The following is a 23,294-nucleotide window of genomic DNA, read 5'->3' as shown; positions in this document are numbered from 1 at the left end:
AACCACGAACACGGCACAACTGCTTACGTTTCGGTCCTGCCATACCGACGTTCCATCGCATATGCCTTCGGGGGTTCCCCAGTGACAAGCGCTGATCCGCCGCGTGCTGCGTACCGTCTCCACACCGTCCCGCCGCCGCGGACCGACCGGGTCCCCGTGGCACGGCTGCGGCCCGCCGACTCCCCGCGGCTGGCCGGAATCGACACCGAACACATCCGCCGGCTGACGGAGACGCCCGACACCCTCCCGCCGATCCTGGTGCACCGCGCCACCATGCGCGTCATCGACGGCATGCACCGCCTGCACGCGGCCGTCCTGCGCGGCCGTCACGACATCGAGGCCCTGTTCTTCGACGGCAGCCAGGACGAAGCCTTCCGGCGGGGCGTGCAGGAGAACATCGCACACGGCCTGCCGCTGTCGCTGCCCGACCGCAAGGCGGCGGCCCGGCGCATCCTGGCCGCCGACCCGCAGCTCTCCGACCGGGCGGTCGCGGCGTGCGTCGGGCTGTCCGGCAAGACCGTGGCCGCCGTGCGCAGGCTTTCAGGCGCGGAATCCGCGCACCTGAACAGCCGGATCGGCGCCGACGGCCGGCGCTACCCGCTGGACGGCACCCGGGGCCGGCTGCGCGCCGTGCAGCTCATCGCCGAACGGCCGGACGCGCCACTGCGGGAGATCGCCCGGGACGCGGGCGTCTCGGTGGGGACCGCGCACAGCATCCGCGGCCGGATCCGGCGCGGAGAGACGCCCGTACCGGCCGTCCCGCCCGCGGCGCAGGAGTTATGCGCGCCACCGGCGCCGTCCGCACCCGGGCCCGCGCCGGCGCTGCCCTGCCGGGCCTTCCCGGAGGTGCTGCGCAGCCTCAGCCGGGACCCGTCGCTGCGCAGCACGGAGGCCGGCCGGCAGCTGCTGCGCTGGCTGCACACCCAGCCTGTTCTGACCGATGACTGGCACCACCAGCTCGACGCGCTTCCCGCGCACTGCACGGACAGCGTCGCCGCGCTCGCCAGGAAATGCGCGGAGGTCTGGCAGCAGATCGCCAGGGAGGTGGAGCGGCCGAAGGGGCATTGACGCACAGGGGGAACCGCATACCACTACAGGGCCGAACACGGAGGGGATATGGAAACCACCATCGAACGCGCCGTCACCCGGGTCATCAGCAGCATGCAGGAAAACCTCGGGCAGGAACTCACCATCGATGAGATGGCCAAGACCGCGCTATTCAGCAAGTTCCACTTCACCCGAATATTCAAGAACGCCACCGGGATCACTCCCGGGCGCTTCCTTTCGGCGCTGCGGCTGGAGCGCGCGAAGCACCTGCTGGTGACCACGGAGCTCAACATCGCCGACATCAGCAACCTGGTCGGCTACCAGAGCGTGGGCACCTTCAGTTCACGCTTCAAGAATTCCGTGGGAATGGCCCCGTCCGCATACCGTCGGCTGGGCGGCTTCACCGAGGAGATCCAGCCCGCCGGGCCTCCCCCCGGCGGCCGGACCCGCCCGGTGTCGCTGCGCGGCACCGTACTGCCCCCGGAGGACGGCGAGGCGGGCCACGTCTTCATCGGCCTGTTCCCCGAGTGCATCCCGCAGGGGCAGCCGGTGCGCTGCGCGGTCCTCGACCGGCCGGGGCCCTACGTCCTGGAGGACGTCCCCGAGGGCACCTGGTACGTCCTCATGCAGTCGGTCCCGTACGGGATGGAGGAGCTGGACGGCATCCGCTCGGACGGCGCTCCCTCCATCGGCACCTACGGGCCGGTGACGGTGGGCTCGAACACGCTTCTCAAGCCGGCGGACGTGCGGCTGCGCGCGATGCGCGCGCTCGATCCCCCCGTGCTGCTGGCGCTGCTGGACATGAGATTGAACGCGCTGACGCGCGTGGCCGGCTGACACCGGGAACGCCCGGGGGGCGCGGACCTCGGGTCCCCGCCCTCCGGGCGTTGTGCTCACCTTCGCGGTCGCGTTCCCGGTCGCGTTCCCGGTCGCATTCGCGGTCGCGTTCGCGCTCGCGCGATCACCCGCCGGCGGCCCGCACCCGGACCGGCAGCCCGCCCTTGACCCGCAGCGAAAGCATCGCCTCGGGGACCACCCGGTGCCCCGGCGGCGTGCTGAGCGTCAGCTCACGGGTGACCATTGCGGTCACGAACACGGCCTCCATCAGCCCGAGGTTGTTGCCGATGCAGAACCGCGGCCCGGCACCGAACGGGATGTAGGCGTACCGGGGCCGGTCCACCGGGCGTCCGGGGTCGAAGCGCTCCGGGTCGAAGCGCTCCGGGTCGTCCCAGAACCGGGGATGGCGGTGCAGCGTGTAGGGGCAGACGAGGACGTCCGCGCCGGCCGGCACGTGGTATCCGCCGACCTCGTCGGCGTTCACCGCCCGGCGGGTGAGGATCCACACCGGTGGGTACAGCCGCATGGCCTCGTGGACCACCATCGCGGTGTAGCGCAGCCGGGTGAGGTCCTCGTACACCGGGTCGCGGTCCCCCAGCACCTGCTCCGCCTCGGCGCGTACCAGCGCGGCGGCCTCCGGGTTCCGGTCCAGGAGGTGGAAGGTCCAGCCCAGTGAGCTGGCGGTGGTCTCGTGTCCGGTGAGCAGGAGGGTCACCAGGTCGTCGCGCAGCCGCTGCCGGGCGAGGCCGGTGTCGGGTTCCCGCCCGGCGGATTCGATCAGCCGGGCCAGCAGCCCGTCGGCGGTGGCGCCGCGGTCGCGGACGAGCCGCTCCACGGTCTCCTGGAGTTCCGCGCGGGCCCGCCGGAACCTCCGCTGTTTGGGCAGCGGCGCCCACAGCGGCACCATGCCCTGGGTGACCATCTCGAACATGGCCTGGTCCTGCACCGCCTCGAAGGCGTGACCGACCGATCCGTACGCGGACAGGTCCGCGTCCAGCAGCGTGCGGCCCAGCACGCCGAGGGTGAGGGTGGTGAACTCCTCGGTGAGGTCGACCACGCCTTCGCCCTGCCGGGCCCGCAGCCGGGCGGTCAGCTTGGCCGCCTCCTCCGCGATCACCCCCGCCTGCGCGGCGAGGTGCTTGACCTGGAAGGACGGCTGGGCGGTGCGGCGTTGCTCGCGCCACAGCGCGCCCTCGCTGGTCAGCAGGCCGTCGCCGAGGGCCCGTTTGGCCTCGGTGAGACCGATGCCCTTGTGGTAGTTGGCGCTGTTGTCGGCCAGCACGTGTTTGGCGTGGTCGGGGTGGTTGAAGATGTAGAGCGTACGCGGCCCCATGGCCACGCGGACGGCGTCGCCCAGGTCGGCGGCCTGGCTCAGCAGCTCCAGCCGGTCGGTGACCAGCTTGCGGAAGAGGGCGGGGAGTTCGGTGCGCCGGGGGCCGGGCGGGGTGAGCCCGGCCCGGCCCCGGGGTTCCGGGTTCACGCGACGGCCTCCCTCCGGGACGGCGCCAGGCGGCCGTAGCGCCCGCCGGCGAACAGCAGGGCGTCCTGGTCCGGGCGGCGTCTCATCCGTACCACCTCGCCGAGGAAGATCGTGTGGTCTCCGCCGTCGTAGTGGCGCCACATGGCGCACTCCAGGTGGGCCAGCGCGTCGTCGATGAGCGGCGCGCCGGTGGCCGGACCGGGCCGCCAGCGCACCGCGTCGAACTGCCGCAGCCCCTGCGGGCGGGAGCGGTCCGAGAAGTGCCGGGCGACCTGGTCCTGGCCGGCCGCGAGGATGGAGATGCCGAAGTGGTCCGCGGATTCCAGGACCTTGTGCATGAGGGCGTCATCGGCGACGCACACCAGCACCAGGGGCGGCTCCAGCGAGACGGAGGTGAAGGAGTTCGCGGTCATGCCGTGCGGGGCGGCCCCGCCGACCGTGAGCACGGTGATGCCGGTGGCGAACGTGCCGAAGATCTGGCGCAGTTGGCCGGGGTCGGTGACGTCGGTCGGTCCGGCCCCGGACCCGGAGCCGGGCCTCATGCGGTCCGCTCCGGCCGGGCCGCCGTGGTGTGCGCGTACGGTTCCAGCGCCGTGAGCAGCGCCTCGGGGACGAGGGACGGCACGGTCGCGGTGTTCGGCCCGCGCATGCAGGCCACCCGCTGCCGGCCGCGGGCGACGAGGGTCTCGGTACCGTCCGCGTCCAGTTTGACGTAATCGAAGGTGAACTCCAGCTGGGTCTGGGCGAGATCGGCCAGCCGCATCCGGATGGACAGGTCGTCGAACGCGGTGATCTCGGCGAAGAACTCGCAGTCGACCTTCAGGGTGAACAGCTTGAGGTCGTCCTGGATCTCGGCGAGCACCGCGGGGGCCCGCAGCTTGAGGAACATCTCCCGGCAGCGGCCCTGCCAGCTCAGATAATTGACGTAGTAGACGTTGCCGACGAGGTTGGTCTCCTCGAAACCCACCGTGTGCCGGTATTCGAAGTAGTCCGCCATGGGTTCAGCACCCTTCTGTCAGGAGTGCGAGGACGACCGGCCGGTCCACCCCGCGCACAGTGGTGAGGAGCGTGGCGATCAGCAGGTCCCCGGAGGCGAGGACGGCCCAGCCGTCGCTGCCGCGGGCGGTCAGGGTGAGCGGCGCGGTCGAGGTCAGGCCCGCCTTCTGCAGGCATTCCAGGGCCGTCCAGACGCGGGTCGCCGCCGCGTCCGGGCCCTCGTCGGGCCGTTCCCGGACGAGCAGGTCCGCGACCGGCGCGTGGGTGCCGAGCAGCGCCCGCCACTCCGCTTCGGCGCGCGGCGCGACGGCTTCGGCGTCGCAGCCGACCGGGCCGCCGTCGGCGGACACCGCGCACAGCGTCAGGCCGGGGCCGTGGGCCGCGGACAGACTGCCGCCGCCGGCGAGTTCGGGTCGGCCGTCGGGCCGGTAGCGGACCACGGCCGGGCGGCCGAGAGCGCGTGCCGCCGCGGTGGCCGTCCGGGCCCGCCGGTCGTCCCCCGCGGGTGTTCCGGGCCGGGCTTCGGGGCCGGGTTCGGGGTCGGGGTCGGGGTCGGGTTCCGCGGCGATCGACAGCCGGGCCCCGGTCAGGTCCTCCAGCGAGCGTTCCAGGTAGGGCCCGAGCAGCGGCACCGGCCACGGCCCGCGCCCGTCGCTCTTGCGGACCGCCCGCAGCCGCAGGCCCTCCCACCGCTCGACCGTGTCGCCCTGGGTGTCGCGGACGGCGATGTCGTAGACGTAACTGTCGCCGTCCCGGCTGCGCTCGGTGGCGACGTACCGCAGCTCGCCGGTGTCCACCGGCTTGCCGCCGAAGGGCTGGATCCGGTCGACCGCCTGCGGCAGCAGGGTCGCGTGCGGCACGCACACCTGGGTGCCGTGCATCAGCGCGTCCCGCGCGCCGGGGTCGCCCAGCAGCAGGTCGCCGGGGAGGAACCCGGCGAACCACTGCTCTGTCGCCGAGGTCGCCACGTCCGCGTCGACGTACCGGGCGGCGGCCCGGTGGTAGCGGCGCAGCCGGGTGAAGCGTCCGCTCTGGAACAGCACGCTTCCGTACAGCTCCTCGTGCGGGTCCAGCGGTACGGCCGGCAGGTCGTCCGGGGTCTGGTCGGGCGGCCCCTGGTCCACCGCGGCCTCGCGGAACACGAGCCGGGCCCGGAAGTGCTCGGCCGCGAAGCCGGTGTCCGCGCTGCGGATCACCGCCTCGACGGTGTCGTCGTCGTCCGTGACGGTGACGGCGATCCGGATGGTGGTGGCCCCGGCCGGCGGGACGACGATGGGGCGCAGGAACTCCGCCGCCTCGATCACCGGCACCGTGGTGCGCCCGGTGCAGGCGGTGGCGGCCTGGGCCATCGCCTCCATGCCGATGACGGCGGGGAAGAGCAGGTTGCCGTCGAGGTCGTGGTCGGCGAGGTAGGGGTCGGTGCCGGCGCTGAGCCGGGCCTCGGTGACCAGTTCCACTCCGTGGTGGCGCACCAGCGGTTTCTCGACGAAGCGCAGCAACGGCAGCGGCGGGAGGTCGCGGCGGACCGTGCCGATGCCCTCGGTCCGGCCGCTGACCACGACGGTCGTCGGCGCGTCCGGGTCGGCCAGCAGCCGGCGCAGCAGGGCCACCCCCTGGTCGGGGGTCAGGGCGGTGACGCCGTTCCGGGTGAGGGATTCCACGACGGACAGCCGCTCGCCCATGCCGACGCCGGACCAGACCGACCACTCCAGGCAGAGGGTCCGGCAGGCGGGGTGGCTGCGTGCGAACTCCTCGGTGAGGTCGGCCAGCCATTCGTTGGCGACGGCGTAGTGGGCCTCGCCGGGCAGTCCGGACCGGCCGATGATGCTGCCGAAGGTGACGAACAGGCGCAGCCGGTCCTGGTCGACGGCGGCCAGCACGGCCCGCAGTCCGTCGACCTTGGGGGCGAAGGTGCGCCGGATCAGGGCCGTGTCGACGGCCGGGAGGCCGGCCGGCTCGTTGCGTCCGGCGCCGTGCAGCAGGGCGGTGACCGGCCCGAGGGCGGCGGTGAGGGTGTCGACCGCGGCTCGTACCCGGCCGGGGTCGGCGACGTCGGCGCGGGCGTAGTGCACCCGGATGCCCGCGTCGGCCATCCGGCGCAGGTTCGCCGCGAGTTCGGGGTCGGTGGCCGGGTCGGACCGGCCGAGCAGGGCCAGGGCGGCTCCGCTGTCCTGGGCGAGGGCGTGGGCGCACTCGGCGGTGATGCCCTTGCCGCCGCCGGTCACCAGCAGCACGTCGGCGGGGCCGAGCGGCTGGTCGGTGCGGGCGGGGCGGACGGGCAGGGCGCGCAGTGTCGGTACCCGGCGGGCACCGGCCGCGTCGTAGACGATCTCCGCGAAGTGGGCGGTGGCGGCGACCTCGGCCGTGACCAGGGCGACCGGGTCGGGGATGTCCGGGGAGGGGTCCGGCGGCAGGTGGACGATCGTGGTGCGCAGGCCCGGGGCCTCCAGGCGCAGGGTCTTGGCCAGGCCGGCCGCGCCCCGGCCGTGCTGGACCAGGACGAACCGGCCGGTGGGCGGGCCCGCCAGCGCGGTGTGCGCGCCGGTCAGGGCCGCTTCCAGGTCGGCTTCGCCGGCGTCCGGCGGCAGGCAGACCAGGACTCCCCCGCCGCCTCCCGTGGCCCGCAGGGCGTCGAGCAGTTCCGTGGCGAAGGGATGGCCGTCCGGCGCGAACAGCGTCCACGGGCCGGGCCCGGTGGTGCCCGCGGCGGGTACGGCGGCCGGCCGGGACAGCTCGTCCAGGTCGACGGCGAAGGCGCGGGCCCAGGCGGCGGCGCCGGCGGCTGCGGCGACGGGTGCGGTCGCGCCTTCCCGGCCGGTCCGGGCCAGCTCGGCGAGGGCGTCGGCCAGTTCTCCCAGGGTGGCGGTGGCGAAGTTCAGCGGGACGGCGGCGGGGGGCAGGCCGAGCTGCCGGGCCCCCTCGTTGACGATCTGGCCGACGGTGATGGAGCTCAGGTGCAGGTCGTCGAGCAGCCGGGTGCCGCCGTGCACCATGTCCAGGGGCAGTTCGGCGCGTTCGGCGACGAGCCGGCGCAGCAGGTCGAGGCCGCTCTCGCCGGTCCCGGCACCGGCCCCGGCCCCGGCCTCGGCCCCGGCCTCGGGCGTCGCGGTGGGCGACGCCGCGGCGGACCTGGACCGGGGCACGACCACGTCCGGGACCTGTTCGGCGGGGCTGGCGAAGAACCGGAACTCTTCGCCGATCGCCAGCGGGCGCACCAGCCGGTCCTGGAACAGCCGGGTGAGGTACAGCGGCCCGCCGACGACAAAGGCCGCCGCGGCCACCCGCAGCAGCGAGTGCAGGGATTCGTCGTCGGTGTCGAGGGACACCGCCGGTACGTCGCCGAGGTCGGCGGCGAGCCCGCTGAGCACCCGGCCGGGGCCGACCTCGACGAACAGGTCGAGCCGTTCGGCGGCGCGTCCGACGGCCTGCGCGAAGCGCACCGGTTCGGTGATCTGGCGGCGCAGCAGGGCGGCGATGTCGGTGTCCGTGGCGAGCGTGTCCCCGGTGACGGTGGAGACGACCCGCCGCCCGACGGGCGCGAAGCCGAGTTCGACCATGCAGTCGCCGACGGTCTGGGCGGCGGAGGCCACCAGCGGGGAGTGGAAGGCGTGCGAGACGGCGAGCCGGGTGGCCGGCACGCCCGCCGCCCCCGCCCGGTCGAGCAGCGCGGTGACAGCGTCGACCGGGCCGGCCAGCACGGTCTGCCGGGGGCTGTTGTAGCCGGCGATGACCACGGGCAGGCCGGTGGCGAGCCGTTCGGCGGTGGCGGCGGGCGCCGTGAGGGAGCCCATGCCGCCCGATTCGCCGCGTTCGGCCATGGCCTGTCCGCGCAGCCGGGCGACGGTCAGCACCAGCTCCTGGTCCAGCGCGCCCGCCCAAGCCAGGGCCGATATCTCGCCGAGGCTGTGGCCGACGGCGACGGTCGCCTCCAGGCCGATGGCGGCGAGCGCGCGCAGCCCCGCCATGGATCCGGCGACGATGCGGGGCTGCGCGACCTCGGTGGCCACCGTGTCCAGGTCGGCTGAGCTGGGCAGGTCTGCGGCCTGGTAGACGGCTTCCGCCTCGGCCAGCCGGCGTCGGAGCGCCCCGCCGGTGGTGCCGCGGCCGGAGCCCTGGCCGGGGAAGAGGTAGCCGATCCGGGCCGGGCCGCGAGCCTCGCCGAGGAAGCCCCTGCCGTCCTGGGGGATGTGCCGGGTGGTGCCCGCGTCCAGGGTGTCGGCGAGCCGCCGGAGCTGCCGCTCGGCGTCCTCGGGCGAGGTGACGACGGCCGCCGCCCGGTACGGCGCGGCTTGCAGCCCGTCGTGCAGGGTGGCGGCCAGGTCGGAGAGCTGCGCGTACGACAGCCCGGCCGCGAAACCGGCCAGTTCGGTCAGCTTGCGGCGCAGCTCCTGCGGCGATTCGGCGTCGGCCAGCAGCAGTTCGGCGTCCTGGACGGAACGGGCGAGCTCCGCCTCGCGCCCGGTGGCGGGCGCGGTGGCGGCCCGGCGCCGGGGGCCGGCTGCGGCCGGCCGGTCGAGGACGACATGGGTGTTGATGCCGCCGAAGCCCATGGCGGTGATGCCGGCCCGGACCGGGAGGTCCTCGGGCCAGGGCTCGGCGCGGCGGAGCGCGCGCAGCACGTCCGGGTTCTCCAGCAGCAGCGGGTGCGGGTCGACCAGGCCGAGGGCGGGCGGCAGGGTCTCGGCATCCACGGCCATGGCGGCCTTGATCAGTCCGGCGACGCCCGCGGCGGCCTTGGTGTGCCCGATCATGGCCTTGACGGAGCTGATCGCAGCGGGCGGGACGGCGGCGCCGCCGCGCCCTGCCGCGGCGCGCGCGGCCTCGTCGCGGGCCTGGATGAGCGCGCCGAGTTCGGTGGCGTCGCCGACCCGGGTGCCCGTTCCGTGGCCTTCGAACAGGCCGACGGATTCGATGCCGAATCCGGCGCGGCCGTAGGCGCGGCGCAGCGCCAGCCGGTAGCCGTGGATCTCGGGCCGGGTGATCCCGCCGTGGCCGTCGGAGGAGATGCCCCAGCCGGCGATGCTCGCGTAGACGCGGTGCCCGGCCGCGAGCGCGTCCGCCTCGCGCATCAGCACGATCATGCCGCAGCCCTCGCCGGCCCAGAAGCCGTTGGCGCCCCGGTCGTAGACCCGCATCTCCTGCCGGGCGAGGGCGCCGGTCTTGGCGAAGCCGACCATCTCGAACGGGTCGATGGACAGGTCGACGCCGCCCGTGACGGCGACGTCGATGTCTCCGTCGAGGAGCGCGCGGGCGGCCTGGGTGACGGAGAGCAGGGAGGACGAGCAGGCGCCGTCGACGGTGTATCCGCCGCCGCCGAGGTCGAAGTGGTTGCAGATCCGACCCGCGATGGTGTTCGACAGGCCGCCCGCCAGGGTGTCCTCGTTGACCGGCGGGAAGGGGCTCTTGTAGGTGGCCTCGACCTCGTCGAGGAAGCCGGCCAGCCGGTCGTCGTCCCAGCCCTGGAGGTCCTGGGACTTGAGGGCGGCGGTGAGCACCCGGCGTACGTACGGCCAGCGCAGCCGCATGGTGTTGGCGCGGGTGAACTCGCCGGTCAGGGTGTTGCCGACGACGACGCCGGTACGTTCCCGGGGCAGGCCCTCGCCCTGCGGGAAGCCGGCGTCGGCGAGCGCCCGGCCGGCGACGTCCAGGGCGAGCCAGTGGGTGAGGTCGGTCGAGCGGTAGGTGCTGCCGGCGATCTTGTGTCCGAGCCGGTCGAACTCGTAGCCCTCGATCACGGCGGCGGTGCGGGCGTAGAACCGGTCCGGGGCCGCGGGGTCGGCGTCCCAGTAGTCCTCCAGGCGCATCCGGACATCCGGGAGGCGGCGGAAGGCACGCCGGCCTGCCACGGCGTTCTCCCACAGGTCGCGGGGGGTGTCCGCGTCGGGGTAGCGGCAGGCCATGCCGACGATGGCGAGTCTGTTCATCGGACTGCCACCGCCGGCTGGGTGTCGACGGCGTCCACGTCCGCCGCAGCGGGCCTCCCGGCCTCGTCGCCCGCCGCGGCTGCGGCGGGCTCGACGGACCCGGTGGACTCGGTGGAATCGGCGGAGTCGGCGGGCGCGGCCCCGGCGGCCGGGGGCGCGGTCTCGGCCGCGCGGGCGGCGGCGGTCTGCCTGCCGGCCAGGTGGACTCCCCAGTGGTAGAGGCCGCGGATCAGGCAGACGAGCGCGGTGGCGAAGAAGATGCCGTACGCGATGTGCAGCGCGGTCAGGACCCCGTACATGGTGGCCACTCCGCCGCCGAAGGCGACCTGCGCCCACGGCTTGGAGGGGGTGGTGCCCGGGTCGGTGATCATGTAATTGGTGAAGAGGACGAACGCCACGCCGGTCATCATGGCGAGGCCGCCGGAGATGGACGTGCCGAGGACGAGTCCGCGGATGACCGCCTGCAGGGCGAAGCCGATGACCCAGGCGACGATCAGCCACATCCGGCCGGTGAGCTTGGAGTTCAGCAGCGTGCCGGCGGTGATGATGATGGCCGGGATGAGCCAGTCGATGGGCGTCTCGACGTACTCGGTGAAGTGGTACGGGGGCGCGATGCTGGCCCAGGGGAAGAGCAGCAGGATGATGGCGATGCCGAAGTTCGACGGGTTCATGTAGTGCCGGAGCCGGCCCCGGACAGGCGCGCGCAGCACCCACTTGGTGCCGACGGCGACGATGACGCCGAAGACCATCACCCAGACGCGGTCGTTGACGTAGGTGAGCATGTTGAGCGCGAGGCCGGTGATGTGCGCCGGGTAGAGGAACTCCAGTACGCCGCGGAAGCCGCCGCCCAGGAAGCGGGGGGTGCGGCGCTCTGCCTTGGCGGCGACGACCTCCAGCACGATCTCGGTGGTGTAGGCGGTGGCGAGCGCGATCAGCGGCCAGGTCCACGGTTGTTCGAAGCCGAGCACGGTGTAGCCGAGGAGGTTGAAGATGCTGATGGAGATGGCGAAGCGGCGCAGGGCGGTGACGACTTTGGGGTCGTGGCGCGGTGCCGCTGCCGTGGCGGGCAACGGCCCTGACTTCTCGGACATGTGCGTCACTTCTCCTTCGCCTCGGTGTCGAGCTGGACGGTGTGCCGGCCGCCGGTCAGCCGGAGCGATCCTTCCTGCGGGTCGCCGGCCCGGTCGCGCCACCTCAGCCGGACGTCGAGCGGCTGCGAGCCGTGCTCGCCGAGGCCGATGTGCACCTCGTGGCTGCGCTTGCCGGAGTGCCCGCCGCCGCCGTCGACCCGGGAGATCCGCCGGGTGCCGTCGGGCAGGGTCACCTCGACCTGGGCGTCGACCACCGGGGCGCCGTCGGGGTGGACGAGCTTGACGGAGAGACTGCTGCGCCCACTGGGGCTCTGGTTGCTGTAGAAGACGGGCTGGTCCCACTGGCGGGCGACCGCAAGGTCGAGCCGGCCGTCGCCGTCGGCGTCGCCGGTGGCGATGCCGCGGGTGGGGACGGGCGCGCCGATACCGAGCTGCTGCCCGAGGTTGGTGTAGCGGCCGTCGTCGCCCTTGGCGAAGAAGCGGAGCCGCTGGTCGCCGCCGAGGTCGTCGCCCTCGTTGACGTTGGGCCAGAAGAACGGGTTGGACGTCAGCGCGTCGTTGGCGGTGGCGAGTTCCTGGAGCTGGGGCCAGCGGTTGGTCTTGCCCTTGACGAATCCGGTGGCCTGGACGATCTCCAGGTCGCCGTCGTTGTCGAAGTCGCCGCTCTTGACGTCCCAGCCCCAACCGGACCAGGCGGTCCCCAGCGGGGCGCTGCGGTCGGTGTAGGGGGCGACGCCCTTCTTGAACTCGTCGCGCAGGGCCTCGCGGTCCTTCGCCTCGTTGGTGAAGTGGAAGTTGGACTCCTGGATGCCGAACGACGTGGTGATGTTGCTGACGAACATGTCGTACAGCCCGTCGCCGTCGAGGTCGCCGAAGTCGACGCCCATGCCCTTGAAGGAGCTGCGGCCCAGTTGCTTGGACCGGGGTGTGAGGGCGTCCCGCCGGCCGTCGACCACGGCGAACTCGATCCGGCCGGGGCGGGACTTGTTGTAGAGCAGCTTGGAGGTGCCGAAGTCGTGTGCCAGGTACAGCTCGGGCAGCAGGTCACCGTCGAGGTCGGCGGCGGAGGCGGCCAGGGTCCAGCCGTGGCGGACGCTCCCCGGGAGCGCGTCGCGGGCCTCCTCGAAGCCCTTTCCGGTGCCGCGGAAGATGAAGTCCTCGCCGCCGTTGTTCGCGTGCGACAGGGAGTGGTTCATCTCCACTCCGCCGTCCTTGGTCGGGTCCAGGACCGGGCTGTCGGGGAAGTAGTTGCCGATCAGGACGTCGTCGTGGCCGTCGCCGTCGAAGTCGCCGACGGTGACGGCGTTGGTGTGCCACTGCGGGCCGGTGTAGGTTTCCTTGCCCACTCCGGACACCAGCTCCACCGGGTCGAAGGAGGCCGCGGCGAGCGCCGGGGCGCCCGCGCCGGGTGCGCCGGCCGCGCCCGCCTTGGCCTGGAAGATGATCGGGGTCCGACCCCAGTAGTAGACGAGCAGGTCGGTCCGGCCGTCCTCGTTGAAGTCGCCGGGGACGCAGCCCATCGGGGCCATGGTCTCGGTCATGGGCCGGGGCGCGGGGTCGAGCGCGAACGCCCGGTAGCGGGTTTCGTTCCGGCCCGGGGTCGGGGTGACGACCACCTGGTCGATCCGCGGGTCGGTGATGCACAGGTCGTTGGGCAGTCCGTCGCCGTCGACGTCGTTCATGGCGACGGCGGCGCCGACGGAGGAAATCCACGCGTCGATGCCCTTGTACGCCTTGTTCACCTCGCGGATGGACTTGTGCCGATATCCCGCGGGCATGGCGACGGACATGGGGGTGAACGCGTAGTCCTCGGCCATGCGGGAGGATTCCGCCGCCGATGTGGTCGGTAATTGCACGGCGTAGAAGACACTCACCATGGCGGTGAGCGCGACAATTCCGGGGAGTTGGCTGCGCAGCCAGGAGCTCACTGCCATTTCGGTCTAGTTCTCCTCTCGGGAGACGAATGCGGCGGCGATGTCCTGTCGCCATTTCTCGTAGCCGGAGCCGTCCGGCGCGACCGGGCCGGCGGGCCTGGTGGCGCGGCACAGCGCCGCGGCCTCGGCCGGGGTGATGCCGCACAGCGTGCCCACCGCGACCTCGGTCTGCGCGATCGTCAGGCCGGCCTTCTCGCGGGCCTCGGCGGCGAACGCGGCGCCCTGCTGCAGCTGTCGCAGGTACGGTCCGGCGCGCCGGGCCAGCTGGGCCAGCTCGCCCTCCTCGGCACCGCAGGCGTAGGCGGCGGCCAGTCCGGTGCCGCTGAACAGGTCGGCGCGGCGGCCCTCCGGGAACTTCTCGATCAAGGTGGCCGCGAGGTCCGGCTCGGTGCCCGCCACGAACCACAGGGCCCGGCCGATGCCCTGGTCGACCGCGCGCCGGGCATACTCCGGGGAGCCCCAGGACCAGGCGAACCGCGGGTCCTCGTACTGGCCGTGGACATACTTCTCGGTCTTGAAGTACGCCTGGTGGAAGCCGTATCCGTCCAGCACGAGCCAGCGGATCAGCGGGTCGGTGCGGCTCAGGTCGGGCCACAGCGGGCGCGGCAGCCGGGCCATGGCCCAGCCGATGCCGACGTAGGCCATGTAGATGTGGTCGCGGCCGTGGCCGGCCAGCAGGCCCGGCAGCCGGGTCCCCCGGCTGCCGGGCAGTGCGTCCAGCACGGTGGCACCCATCGCGGCGCCCTCGTAGGCGAATCCGCGGAAGCGGGTGGGCAGCCGGTCGAGGCGGTCCTCAAGTTCGGCGGTGGTACGCACTTCCACGGCGTGGCCGTAGCCCTCGAGGAAGTACCGGCCCACCGTCTCCAGCAGCTCCTGCGCTGCCGGGCTCTTCTTGTGGAAACCTCGGACATCAAGGCTTGTCGCAGAAATACCGGGTGTCAGAATACGGCGCCGCAGCGCACGCAGATTTGCCGACATGGAGCTCTACCACCCCTCGGATAAGGCGCACCACTCGTGCCTGCGTAACGTGCTTGCGAATCTACACATCGCGGCCGAAGCGGCGTCTACTTCATTTGTGCTCAACCGGCCATTTCCGCCAGGCGCTCTCGCACGTTCCGGCGCCACTGCTCGTACGCCGGCCGGCCCGGCCCGGCCGCCCGGTCGGCAGTGCAGTCGTCGGCGAGGGCCACGGCCTTGCCGATGTCGAGCCCCGCCAGGGCGGTCAGCGCGGTGTGGGTGTGCTCGGGCACCGTGCCGGACCGGGCGCGGGCCTTGGCGGCGAAGACGGCCCCCTGAGCCAGCTCGCCGGCGTGCTCGCCGGCCGCTCGCCGCAGCGCCTCCAGGCCCGCCGGCGGGCAGCACCCGGCGAAGGTCGCGGCGAGCCCGGCCCCGCTCCACAGGTCGGCGTGCCGCTCGCTCGCGAAGCGGCCGACGGCGGCGGCCACGGCGGGCGCGTTCGCGCCGTGCATGAACCACAGGGCCCGGCCGATGCCCTGGTCCACGGCGCGCCCGAAGTAGTCCGGGTCGCCCTCCCACGGGTACGGCGGCAGGCGTTTCTGTCCGTCGACGACGGTCGCGGTGTCGAAGTAGGCCCGGTCGAAGCCGTAGCCGTCGACGACCAGCCAGCTCATCTGCGGGTAGTCGGCGCCGGTCAGGTCGGGCACGGCCTTCCGCCACAGCGGGCGGGGCAGCCGGGCGAGAGCGAACCCCACGCCGATGTAGGCGAGGAAGATGTGCGGGCGGGCGGGGCCCAGCAGCAGCCGGCGGGTGCGCCCGCCGCGGCCGGGTCCCATCGCGTCCCGGACGGTGAGGGCCATCGCGGCCCCCTCGTAGGCGAAGCCGCGCAGGTCCGGCTCCATCAGCCGGATCCGGAGCTCGGTGTCCGTGTCCGCCCGGCCGGGGCCCGGTGTGCCGGGGTCGTCGATGGCCCATTCGAAACCGCACACGACCGCCTGCGGTATCGCCTCCAGCCGGTGCGTGGCCTCGTTGCGCTCGACCGGGAACCCGCGGGTGGCGAAGGACACGTCGATGGCGGTCGGAGCCATCAGCAGCCTGCGCAGCGATCCGAGAAGGGTCGGCATGGTCGGTTGCCTCCAGTTGCTCGCCGGGGTCGGGTACGGGCCCCATCGTGGAACCGGCCCTGCCGGGCGGGCATCTCTCCGCGTGCGCTTTGGGGTGTCCGGCGGATCACGGCCGGGCCTGATGCACCGGGCACCCCCTGGTCCCGTACTCCGCGGGTCGTTGATTCGCAAAACGGTGACCCTCGAAGTCCGGTCCTAGGTGGCCGGCCCGCTCTCGGCCGCTCTGCGGGCCAGCCGGCCCAGGGCGATGCGCAGGGCGTCCGCGAGGAGTTCGCCGGGCGGGACGTCGGCCGGCAGCCGGCCGTACTCGGCGGTCCGCCGCGCGGCCGGGTCGGCCTCGGCCGCCTCGATGGCTCCGACGATGTCCCGTACCTCGCGCAGGGAGTGGCCGCCGACCTCGACCAGGGCCCGGATCAGGGCGAGCCGCCGGACCTGGCCCGCATCCTCGGCGGCCTCGTCGTCCGGGCCGGGCAGCAGCCCCTCGCAGATGTAGCGGTCGATGGTCGACACGGGAACGCCGGATACAGCGCTGAGTGCTGAAACGCGCACGTGACGCACCTCATTTCCGCAGCGGCCCGGGGCAGCGATGGAACAGCGACGATGTCCAAAGTAGCTGGCCGGAATCCGCCGGTTCCTCTTCCATGTTGCCGGGTCCTGCGAGCCCCCCGCGTCAGCGCACCCAGCGCGCGGTGACCTCCTCGTTCGCGACCGGCAGCCCGCAGTCCGCGCAGGTCAGCTCGGCGTGCACGGGGCCGCCGCAGCCGATGTGCTCGGTGCGCCGCGGCGGGCCCTCCGGTCCGGTCGCATGGCGCTCGCCCCACTGCATGAGCGCAGCCACGACCGGCGTCAGATCGCGTCCCTTCGCGGTGAGTTCGTAGCAGTGGCGGGTCGGCCGCTGCTGGTAGGCGACCCGCTCCAGGATTCCGTAAGCGACCAGGTGGTTGAGGCGGTCGGTGAGGACGTTGCGGGAGATCCCGAGCTCCTCGATGAACGCGTCGAACGTGTTGATGCCGAGGAGGACGTCGCGGACAATCAGCAACGTCCAGCGCTCGCCCACCACTTCGAGTGCCTGAGCCAGCGAACAGTCCTGCCCTTCATACGTGCGCCTGAGCATTCGGCCATGCTAACTCGGCACCCGGTGACGACAATCGGGCAATCGGAGAGAAGACGGCCCGGCACACCGGCTGCTGAGATGACGACCCTGACATCAATCGTGGAGGTGGACGTTGACGACCGAGCTGGCGGTCGCGGGAGGGCTGCGGAGTACGGTGGCCGCCCTCAACAGCCGACTGCACCGAGCCGGACTCCGGATCTTCCTGGTGATCGTCCTCGCGCACTGGGGTGAGCATCTGGCGCAGGCGGCCCAGATCTACGTCCTGGGCTGGCCGCTGCCCGAGGCCCGCGGGGTGCTCGGGGTGCCGTTCCCGTGGCTGGTCACCTCGGAGTGGATGCACTACGGCTACGCCCTGGTCATGCTCGTCGGGTTCCTGGTGCTGCGGCCCGGGTTCGACGGCCGGGCCCGCACCTGGTGGAACGTGACCCTCGCCATCCAGGTGTGGCACCACCTGGAGCATCTGCTGCTGCTCCTCCAGGCGCTCACCGGGGAGCACCTCGCCGGCAAGGCCGTGCCGACCAGCATCATCCAGCTCCTGGTGCCCCGGGTGGAACTCCACCTGTTCTACAACGCGCTGGTCACGCTGCCCATGATCGTGGCCATGGTGCTGCACAACCGCAGCGGCGGTCCGCGCTGCTCCTGCGCCGAGTGATGAGGGCGTCGACCGAACCGGTACCGCCCCGCCAGCTGTCCACCGCCGTGCACGCGCCCCGCGCGCGTGCACGGCGGCCTTCGCGTGTCACCTCCGCCGCGCTGCTCGTGGTGGCCTGCCTGTGCCTGTACGTCGGGCTGTCCAATCTGGGGCCGGCGCTGCGCGCGGCCACGGCCAGCGGGGTGGCCGGCACGTTCACGGCGGAACGGCTGGACTGTGTGCGGCATCCCGGGCACGAGACCTGCACCTGGTCCGGCCGGTTCCGGGCCGTGGACGGCCCGGGCGAGCGGCCCGGAGTCGCCCTGTACGGCAGCGAGCGGGGCGCGCTGCAGGCCGGGCAGAGCATCCCCGCGCTGGATGTCGGCAACGCGGGGCGGGTGTACCGGCCGCAAGGGTCCCGGGAGTGGATCTTCACGCTGGCGCTGCTGGTCGCCGGTTACGGGCTGCTGGTGCAGCTCGCCCGGCGTCATCTGACGCCGCCGCGGACCGGCTGACGCCTTCGGCCGGCTCCCGCCTGTGTGGCGGGAGCCGGCCGTGGTGTGTCCGGCGCGGGCTACCCGGCTGCGGCCGCGACCGCGTCCGCGGCGGTCTCCGTCCCGGTGTCGCCGTACGCCTCTCGCAGCGCGCCGTGCAGGTGCTCGGCCAGCGCCGCGACGGTGGGCTTCGCCCACAGGATGGTCGGCGGCAGGTCGAGCCCGTACCGGCGGCGCAGCCGGACCCGCAGGGCGACGGTCATCACCGAGTCCACGCCGAGCTCGACCAGCGGGCGCTTGAGTTCCACGTCCGCCGCGTCGAAGTTCAGCTCGGCGGCCACCTGTTCCCGTACGTCCGCGGTGACCTGCGCCAGCTGCTCCGCGTCGTCGCGGCCCTCGGTGTCGAGGGCGAACAGCTGGCTGCCCGCCGCTTCCGCGTGCTGGTCGGAGGCGGCCAGCTCTCGGAACATCGGCAGCCGCGGGGCGTGCGGCGGTGTCGGCAGCACCCGCAGTACGGCCTGGTAGTCGGACCGGAAGCGGTCGCCGAAGGCCCAGGCGGCGAATGCCTCGGACACCGATACGGCTTCCAGGCCGCGCGAGTTGGCCTCCAGCATGGTGGTCGCGATGTCGGAGGACAGGCCGAGACCGCGCCAGGCCGTCCAGCCGAGGCTGATCGTCTCGGTGTGCCCACCGGAGTTGCGGTGTGCGGCCAGTGCGTCGAGGAAGGAGTTCGCCGCCGCGTAGCCGGCCTGCCCGGACAGTCGCGCGAACTGACCGCACGACGAGAACAGCACGAAGAAGTCGAGGCTGCCGGGCGGGAAGAGCCGGTGCAGCACCAGCGTGCCGCCGACCTTCGGCGCGAGCACCTCGCGCAGTCCGTCCGGCTCGACCTTGTCGACGAGCGCGTTGTTGACCACGCCGGCTGCGTGCACGATGCCGCGTACGGGCGGCAGCCCGAGCGCGCCGGGGGCCAGGGCTGCGGCGACCTGTTCGGCGTCGGTGATGTCGAGGGCGAGCACCCCGACGGTGACGCCGAGGGCCTCCAGCGCGAGCACGCTGTCGATCTGGCGCCGGACCTCGGGGTCGGACACGGCCGGCCAGTCGCCGCGCGGCGGCAGCCCGCGCCGGCCGACCAGCAGCAGCCGGCGGGCGCCCCGGCCGACCAGCCAGCGGGCGACCTCCAGGCCGAGCGCGCCCAGGCCGCCGGTGATCAGTACGGTGCCGGCCGGCGAGCACTGCAGCGGTGTGCCGTCCGCGGTGCGTTCGATCCGGCTCAGTCGCGCGCCCTCGGCGCCCGCCGAGGTGAGGGAGATGACGTCCTCCTGGCCGGCGGCGGTGCGCAGCAGGGTGAGCAGCCGTTCTCCGGTGTCCGGTGCCAGGGCGTCGATGTCGACGGCCCCGCCCCAGAGTTCGGGGTGGTCGCCGGCGATGATGCGGGACACGCCCCAGAGCGGGCCGTGGGCGACGCTCCGTTCGTCGGCCGCGGCGCGGACTCCGCTGGTCAGGCACCACACCCGGTGGGGTGCGAGCGGTGACGCGGCGTGCGCGCGTACCTCGGCGACCCGCTGTACGGTGCGGATCAGCGACCAGGTGATCCGCTCGGTGGCGGTCTCCAGCGGTTCGTCGAGCGGCGGAAGGCCGGGGACCACGAGGACCGCGCCGGGGCGGGCGAACAGCTCGGGCCGCAGGTCGAGTTCGGGGCCGGTGCCGAGTATCTCGGCGGGCGTGCCGGCCGCCTCGAACTGCTGGGCCAGCCGGGCGGTCTGACAGGGGTCGCCGACCAGCAGCACCCGCTCCACGGCGGTTTCCCCGTCGTCCAGTCCGGCGGCCCCCCGGGCCGCGGACCCGGTGGGCAGCGGGCGCCAGACGACCTCGTGGACCAGGTCGCGGGGCAGGACGGCGGTCCCGAGGTGTTCCACGGCGGCGAACCGCAGCCCGGTGACCTCGCAGACGACATTGCCGTGTTCGTCGGCGACGCGGACGTCGACGGTGTCGTGCGGGGAGCGGGGCGAGCGGACGGCGTGGACGAGGATCCGGGCGGGCGGTTCGCCGTGCCAGGTGACCTTGTCGATGGACCGGGACATCCACAGCACGGTGGCGTCGCCGGGCGATACGACCATGGCGCTGATGGTGAGGGCGCCGTCGATCACGTGTGCCCAGCTGCTCGCCCGGGCCGCGCCGGGTTCGATCACCAGGTCGGCGAGCTGTTCCTCGTCGTCGTGGCGCAGTTCGGCCAGGTCCCAGGGGAAGGCGTAGCCCTCGACTCCCATCCGGGCGAACATCTCGTCGGCCTTGGTGAGGGAGCCGTGCAGCAGCCGGGTCCGCAGGGCGTCGAGGTCGAGACGGCCGGCCGGCGGCTCCAGGCCCGGCGCGTGGTTCGCCGTGGAGTGGGTGATCCATTCCTCGCCGTCGCCGGCGCCGTCGCCGTCGTCCGCGCCGGCGTCGTCGGCGAGCCGGGTGGCCAGCGACAGCTGCCTGCCTTCTCGTACGACCTGCACCACGCGGGGCGGTTCGACGGCCAGCGGGGTGCGGAGCACGATGTCGGTGAGCGCGCCGGGCCCGTCCGCCCGGGCGGCGGCCACGAAGGTGTTGATGATGGAGGCGGCGGGGGTGACCTCGACGCCGACCAGGCCGTGGCTCTGCGGGTAGGGGCGGGTGTCCAGGTCGAGGCGCGTCTGCCAGACCTGCCGGGCGGGCGAACCGCTGACGGTCATCCGGCCGCCGAGCAGACTGTGGCTGTCCGGGTCGTGGCCGCTGCCCAGGCCGGTGTCGGCCACGGCGCCGGGGAAGATCCAGTACGGCCGGTGCTGCCACACGGCGGCGGGCAGCGGGAGCAGCTCGCCGGTGCCGTGGTCGGGGCGGAAGTCGACGGCCGCGCCGGCGCAGTGCAGTGCGGCGAGGTTGCCCAGCAGGGTGGCGGTCTCGTCGGTGTCCCGGCGGAGGGTGGCGGCCACCGTCGCGTCCTCGATGCCGAGGTGCAGCAGGGTCTCGCGGATGGAGTGGGCCACGACCGGGTGCGAGGAGATCTCCAGGAACCGCCGGTGGCCGTCGGCCACGGCGGCCTGCACCGCCTCGGTGAAGCGGACCGGACAGCACAGGTTCGCCACCCAGTAGCCGCCGTCCCGGGGGGCCGTCGAGCGCGGGTCGGCCAGGGCGGTGGTGTAGAGCGGGATCGCCGGGGGCCGCCCATCGAGCCGCCCGGCGGCGGCCTCGACCTCGGCGGCGACCTCCTCCACATGGGCGCTGTGGAAGGCGATGTCGGAGTCCACCGGCCGGATCCAGATGCCCGATTCGGCCCAGGCCCGGCTGATCCGCTCGACCGCGTCCCGGTCGCCGGAGACGACGGTGGCCTGCGGGTCGGCGGAGATCGCGGCGGTGAGTCCGGGCAGCCCGGCGAGGCGCTGCTCGGCCTCGGCGAACGGCAGGCCGGCCATGGCCATGGCGCCCCGGCCCTCCAGCCGCTGGAGGGCGGCGGCCCGGCGGCAGGCGAAGCGGGCGGCCTCGGTTCGGTCGAGGGCGCCGGCGGTGACGGCGGCGGCGATCTCGCCGACGGAGTGGCCGATGACCGCACCGGGCGTCAGGCCGCGGCTGTGCCAGACGTCGGCGAGGCCGATCTGGACGGCGAAGGTGAGGGCCTGGATGTGGGCGGCGGTCCAGGGGCCGCCCTCGGTGAGGGCCTCGCGCGGGGTCCAGCCGAGCTCGGCGCGGAACACGTCGGCGAGACCGTCGACGGCGGCGGCGAAGACGGGCTCCTCGGCGAGCAGCCCGCGTCCCATGCCGGACCACTGGGCGCCGTGTCCGGAGAACACCCAGACGACGTCGCCCGCGCTGCCGGGCGTGGTGCGGCCGGTGGCGATGCCGGTGCCGGTGCGGCCCTCGGCGAGGTCGCGGAGCCGCTCGGTGAGCTGCTCGGCGGAGTCCGCGACGACGGCGGCCCGGTGGGCCAGGTGGGAGCGGCGCACGGCCAGGGTGTGGCCCGCGGAGGCGAGGTCCGTGCCGGGGTGTGCGGCCAACCAGTCGGCCACCGCGCCGGCCAGCGCGCGGGTGCCGGCCTCGGTGGCGGAGGAGAGCGGGTGGACGGTCGCCCGCCGGGCCGGGCGGGCTTCGGTCGCCGGCGCCGCGTCCTCGGCGGCGGGGGCGGGGGCGGGGGCGGGGGCGGGCGGCTCCTCCAGGATGACGTGGGCGATGGTGCCGCCGACTCCGTAACTGGAAACGCCGGCCCGGCGGATCCGGTCGTCGGCCGCGGGCCACGGCTTGAGCTCGTCGACCAGGCGCAGCCCGCAGGTGTCCCAGTCGACGGCGGGGTGGGGTTCGCGGTGCAGGCTGGGCGGCAGCTGTCCGTGGCGCAGCGCCAGAACAGTCTTGATCACGCCGGTGATGCCGGAACCGCCTTCCACATGGCCGACGTTGGGCTTGACCGAGCCGATCAGGCAGGGGTCCTCCGCGGACCGGCCGGCGCCGAACACGGCGGCCAGGGCGGCGATTTCCTCGCCGTCCCCGGTGGGTGTGCCGGTGCCGTGGGCCTCCACGTAGTCCACTCCGGCCGGGGCGATGCCGGCCCGCCGGTAGATCTGCCGCAGCATGTGCTCCTGGGCGTCGTGGTTGGGCGCCATCATGCCGTCGGAACGGCCGTCCTGGTAGACGCCGCTGCCGCGGACGACGGCCTGTACGGGGTCGTTGTCGCGCAGCGCCTCGGACAGCCGCTTGAGGACGATCACTCCGGCGCCCTCGCCGCGTCCGTAGCCGTCGGCGTCCTTGTCGAACGCCTTGCTGCGGCCGTCGGGCGACATGGCCCCGGCGCCGTCCAGGGCGACGTTGAGGGCCGGCGTGGCCATGATGTTCAGGCCGCCGACCACGGCCAGCGGGGTCTCGCCCGACAGCAGTGCCTGGCAGGCCAGGTTGAGCGCGGTGATCGACCCCGCGCAGGCAGTGTCGACGGCCATGCTCGGGCCGCGCAGGTCCAGGAAGTACGACACCCGGTTGGCTATCCCGTAGAAGGTGGTGCCGTTGACGGCGTAGGCGCCGGTCCGGGGGATGTCCTCCAAGAGCCGGCGCCCGTAGTCGTTGGAGTTCGCGGCGACGTACACGCCGGTGTCGCTGCCGCGCAGCGCGAGCGGCGGCAGGCCTGCGTCGGCGAGCGCCTCCCAGGTCAGTTCGAGCATGAACCGCTGCTGGGGGTCGAGGAAGTCGGCCTCGCGGGGCGAGATCCCGAAGAACTCGGCCTCGAATCCCTCTATGTCGTCGAGGAAAGCGCCCTTGAGAATGGTCTGCCGCATGATGGCGGTCGCCTGCGGGCTGCCCGACGCGTATGGCTTCCAGCGCTTCTCCGGCATGTCGCCGACCGTGCTCTTGCCGTTGGCGAGAAACTCCCAGAACTTCTCGGGCGAGGTGAGATCCGGGGCGAACCTGCAACTCATTCCAATGATGGCAATCGCTTCGTCCGATGCTGCCTTTTTCGTCAAGTCCTCGCTCCTGTTCAGATCTCCGAACCAGAATCGGGAAGAGCTCGTGCGAGGGCGCGCCCGCCCCACTGAGGCAAAGGCTGTGCCCGCCGGGGATGCCCTGACAACTTCTGACGTGCGGCGTGCGCGGGGCTCCATGAGGGGGACGGAATACCGCAATTGACGAGTCGACGGGGCCACCGGATATCCCTAGGCTGCGCGGC

General features: G+C 73.4%; 15 protein-coding genes. 4 read left to right on the top strand and 11 right to left on the bottom strand.

Translation table 11 applies throughout. The annotated features are described in order from the left end of the window. Nucleotides 1–81 precede the first annotated feature (81 nt). Nucleotides 82–1,068, top strand: coding sequence for a ParB N-terminal domain-containing protein (locus ACIQUT_RS04055; protein ID WP_403558912.1), 987 nt, complete (start codon nt 82–84; stop codon nt 1,066–1,068). A gap of 48 nt (nt 1,069–1,116) precedes the next feature. Next, nucleotides 1,117–1,884 carry an AraC family transcriptional regulator gene (locus ACIQUT_RS04050; protein WP_403558909.1) on the top strand — a complete coding sequence of 256 codons (768 nt, stop codon included), beginning with the start codon at nt 1,117–1,119 and terminating at the stop codon, nt 1,882–1,884. A gap of 124 nt (nt 1,885–2,008) precedes the next feature. On the opposite strand, the gene ACIQUT_RS04045 is transcribed toward ACIQUT_RS04050, so the two are convergent. The 10 genes from ACIQUT_RS04045 to ACIQUT_RS04000 form a co-directional block, all read right to left on the bottom strand. Beyond that, nucleotides 2,009–3,364: a cytochrome P450 gene (locus ACIQUT_RS04045; protein ID WP_403558907.1), complete on the bottom strand. Its 1,356-nt coding sequence runs from the start codon at nt 3,362–3,364 to the stop codon at nt 2,009–2,011. Continuing rightward, on the bottom strand, nt 3,361–3,906 hold the full coding sequence (locus ACIQUT_RS04040; protein WP_403558904.1) for a flavin reductase family protein: 546 nt from the start codon (nt 3,904–3,906) through the stop codon (nt 3,361–3,363). The genes ACIQUT_RS04045 and ACIQUT_RS04040 overlap by 4 nt, the downstream gene beginning before the upstream one ends. Then, on the bottom strand, nt 3,903–4,361 hold the full coding sequence (locus ACIQUT_RS04035) for an acyl-CoA thioesterase (RefSeq protein ID WP_403558902.1): 459 nt from the start codon (nt 4,359–4,361) through the stop codon (nt 3,903–3,905). The genes ACIQUT_RS04040 and ACIQUT_RS04035 overlap by 4 nt, the downstream gene beginning before the upstream one ends. Nucleotides 4,362–4,365: 4 nt before the next feature. Next, nucleotides 4,366–10,284 (bottom strand): type I polyketide synthase, encoded by a 5,919-nt coding sequence (locus ACIQUT_RS04030; protein ID WP_403558900.1) that lies wholly within the window; start codon nt 10,282–10,284, stop codon nt 4,366–4,368. Next, a complete protein-coding gene (locus ACIQUT_RS04025; RefSeq protein ID WP_403558898.1) occupies nt 10,281–11,375 on the bottom strand; it encodes an enediyne biosynthesis protein in 1,095 nt (364 codons plus the stop codon). Before ACIQUT_RS04025 ends, ACIQUT_RS04030 begins: the two co-directional genes overlap by 4 nt. A gap of 5 nt (nt 11,376–11,380) precedes the next feature. Next, nucleotides 11,381–13,309, bottom strand: a complete 1,929-nt coding sequence (locus ACIQUT_RS04020) for a CRTAC1 family protein (protein WP_403558896.1) — start codon at nt 13,307–13,309, stop codon at nt 11,381–11,383. 6 nt (nt 13,310–13,315) lie between these two features. Further along, nucleotides 13,316–14,287: a DUF1702 family protein gene (locus tag ACIQUT_RS04015; RefSeq protein WP_403558894.1), complete on the bottom strand. Its 972-nt coding sequence runs from the start codon at nt 14,285–14,287 to the stop codon at nt 13,316–13,318. 101 nt (nt 14,288–14,388) lie between these two features. After that, entirely contained in the window at nt 14,389–15,390 is a 1,002-nt protein-coding gene (locus tag ACIQUT_RS04010; protein ID WP_403558892.1) for a DUF1702 family protein, read from the bottom strand. Between the two features lie 195 nt (nt 15,391–15,585). Beyond that, nucleotides 15,586–15,939, bottom strand: a complete 354-nt coding sequence (locus ACIQUT_RS04005; RefSeq protein ID WP_403558890.1) for a MerR family transcriptional regulator — start codon at nt 15,937–15,939, stop codon at nt 15,586–15,588. 121 nt (nt 15,940–16,060) lie between these two features. Further along, the gene (locus ACIQUT_RS04000; RefSeq protein WP_403558888.1) at nt 16,061–16,504 is read right to left on the bottom strand and encodes a winged helix-turn-helix transcriptional regulator; all 444 of its coding nucleotides are present in this window, start codon (nt 16,502–16,504) and stop codon (nt 16,061–16,063) included. A gap of 112 nt (nt 16,505–16,616) precedes the next feature. Here ACIQUT_RS04000 and ACIQUT_RS03995 point away from each other — a divergent pair, with 112 nt between their 5' ends. Beyond that, complete coding sequence (locus ACIQUT_RS03995) at nt 16,617–17,156, top strand: hypothetical protein (protein ID WP_403558886.1); 540 nt, start codon at nt 16,617–16,619, stop codon at nt 17,154–17,156. Further along, complete coding sequence (locus tag ACIQUT_RS03990) at nt 17,156–17,650, top strand: hypothetical protein (RefSeq protein WP_403558884.1); 495 nt, start codon at nt 17,156–17,158, stop codon at nt 17,648–17,650. The genes ACIQUT_RS03995 and ACIQUT_RS03990 overlap by 1 nt, the downstream gene beginning before the upstream one ends. A 59-nt stretch (nt 17,651–17,709) precedes the next feature. Here the strand turns inward: ACIQUT_RS03990 and ACIQUT_RS03985 are convergent, their stop codons facing one another. Continuing rightward, entirely contained in the window at nt 17,710–23,229 is a 5,520-nt protein-coding gene (locus ACIQUT_RS03985; protein WP_403558882.1) for a beta-ketoacyl synthase N-terminal-like domain-containing protein, read from the bottom strand. Nucleotides 23,230–23,294 lie beyond the last annotated feature (65 nt).

The sequence above is a fragment of the Streptomyces sp. NPDC090445 genome (assembly GCF_044769385.1).
Taxonomy (GTDB): domain Bacteria; phylum Actinomycetota; class Actinomycetes; order Streptomycetales; family Streptomycetaceae; genus Streptomyces.
Note: the sequence above shows the minus strand (reverse complement) of the source record. Positions and strands in the feature narration are given on the sequence as shown.

What these genes read in the sequence shown, in the direction of transcription:
- ACIQUT_RS04050 (WP_403558909.1), top strand. Translation starts at nt 1,117, where the DNA reads ATGGAAACCACCATCGAACGCGCCGTCACCCGGGTCATCAGCAGCATG.
- ACIQUT_RS04040 (WP_403558904.1), bottom strand. Translation starts at nt 3,906, where the DNA reads ATGAGGCCCGGCTCCGGGTCCGGGGCCGGACCGACCGACGTCACCGAC.
- ACIQUT_RS04035 (WP_403558902.1), bottom strand. Translation starts at nt 4,361, where the DNA reads ATGGCGGACTACTTCGAATACCGGCACACGGTGGGTTTCGAGGAGACC.
- ACIQUT_RS04030 (WP_403558900.1), bottom strand. Translation starts at nt 10,284, where the DNA reads ATGAACAGACTCGCCATCGTCGGCATGGCCTGCCGCTACCCCGACGCG.
- ACIQUT_RS04025 (WP_403558898.1), bottom strand. Translation starts at nt 11,375, where the DNA reads ATGTCCGAGAAGTCAGGGCCGTTGCCCGCCACGGCAGCGGCACCGCGC.
- ACIQUT_RS04020 (WP_403558896.1), bottom strand. Translation starts at nt 13,309, where the DNA reads ATGGCAGTGAGCTCCTGGCTGCGCAGCCAACTCCCCGGAATTGTCGCG.
- ACIQUT_RS04015 (WP_403558894.1), bottom strand. Translation starts at nt 14,287, where the DNA reads ATGTCGGCAAATCTGCGTGCGCTGCGGCGCCGTATTCTGACACCCGGT.
- ACIQUT_RS04010 (WP_403558892.1), bottom strand. Translation starts at nt 15,390, where the DNA reads ATGCCGACCCTTCTCGGATCGCTGCGCAGGCTGCTGATGGCTCCGACC.
- ACIQUT_RS04000 (WP_403558888.1), bottom strand. Translation starts at nt 16,504, where the DNA reads ATGCTCAGGCGCACGTATGAAGGGCAGGACTGTTCGCTGGCTCAGGCA.
- ACIQUT_RS03990 (WP_403558884.1), top strand. Translation starts at nt 17,156, where the DNA reads ATGAGGGCGTCGACCGAACCGGTACCGCCCCGCCAGCTGTCCACCGCC.
- ACIQUT_RS03985 (WP_403558882.1), bottom strand. Translation starts at nt 23,229, where the DNA reads ATGGAGCCCCGCGCACGCCGCACGTCAGAAGTTGTCAGGGCATCCCCG.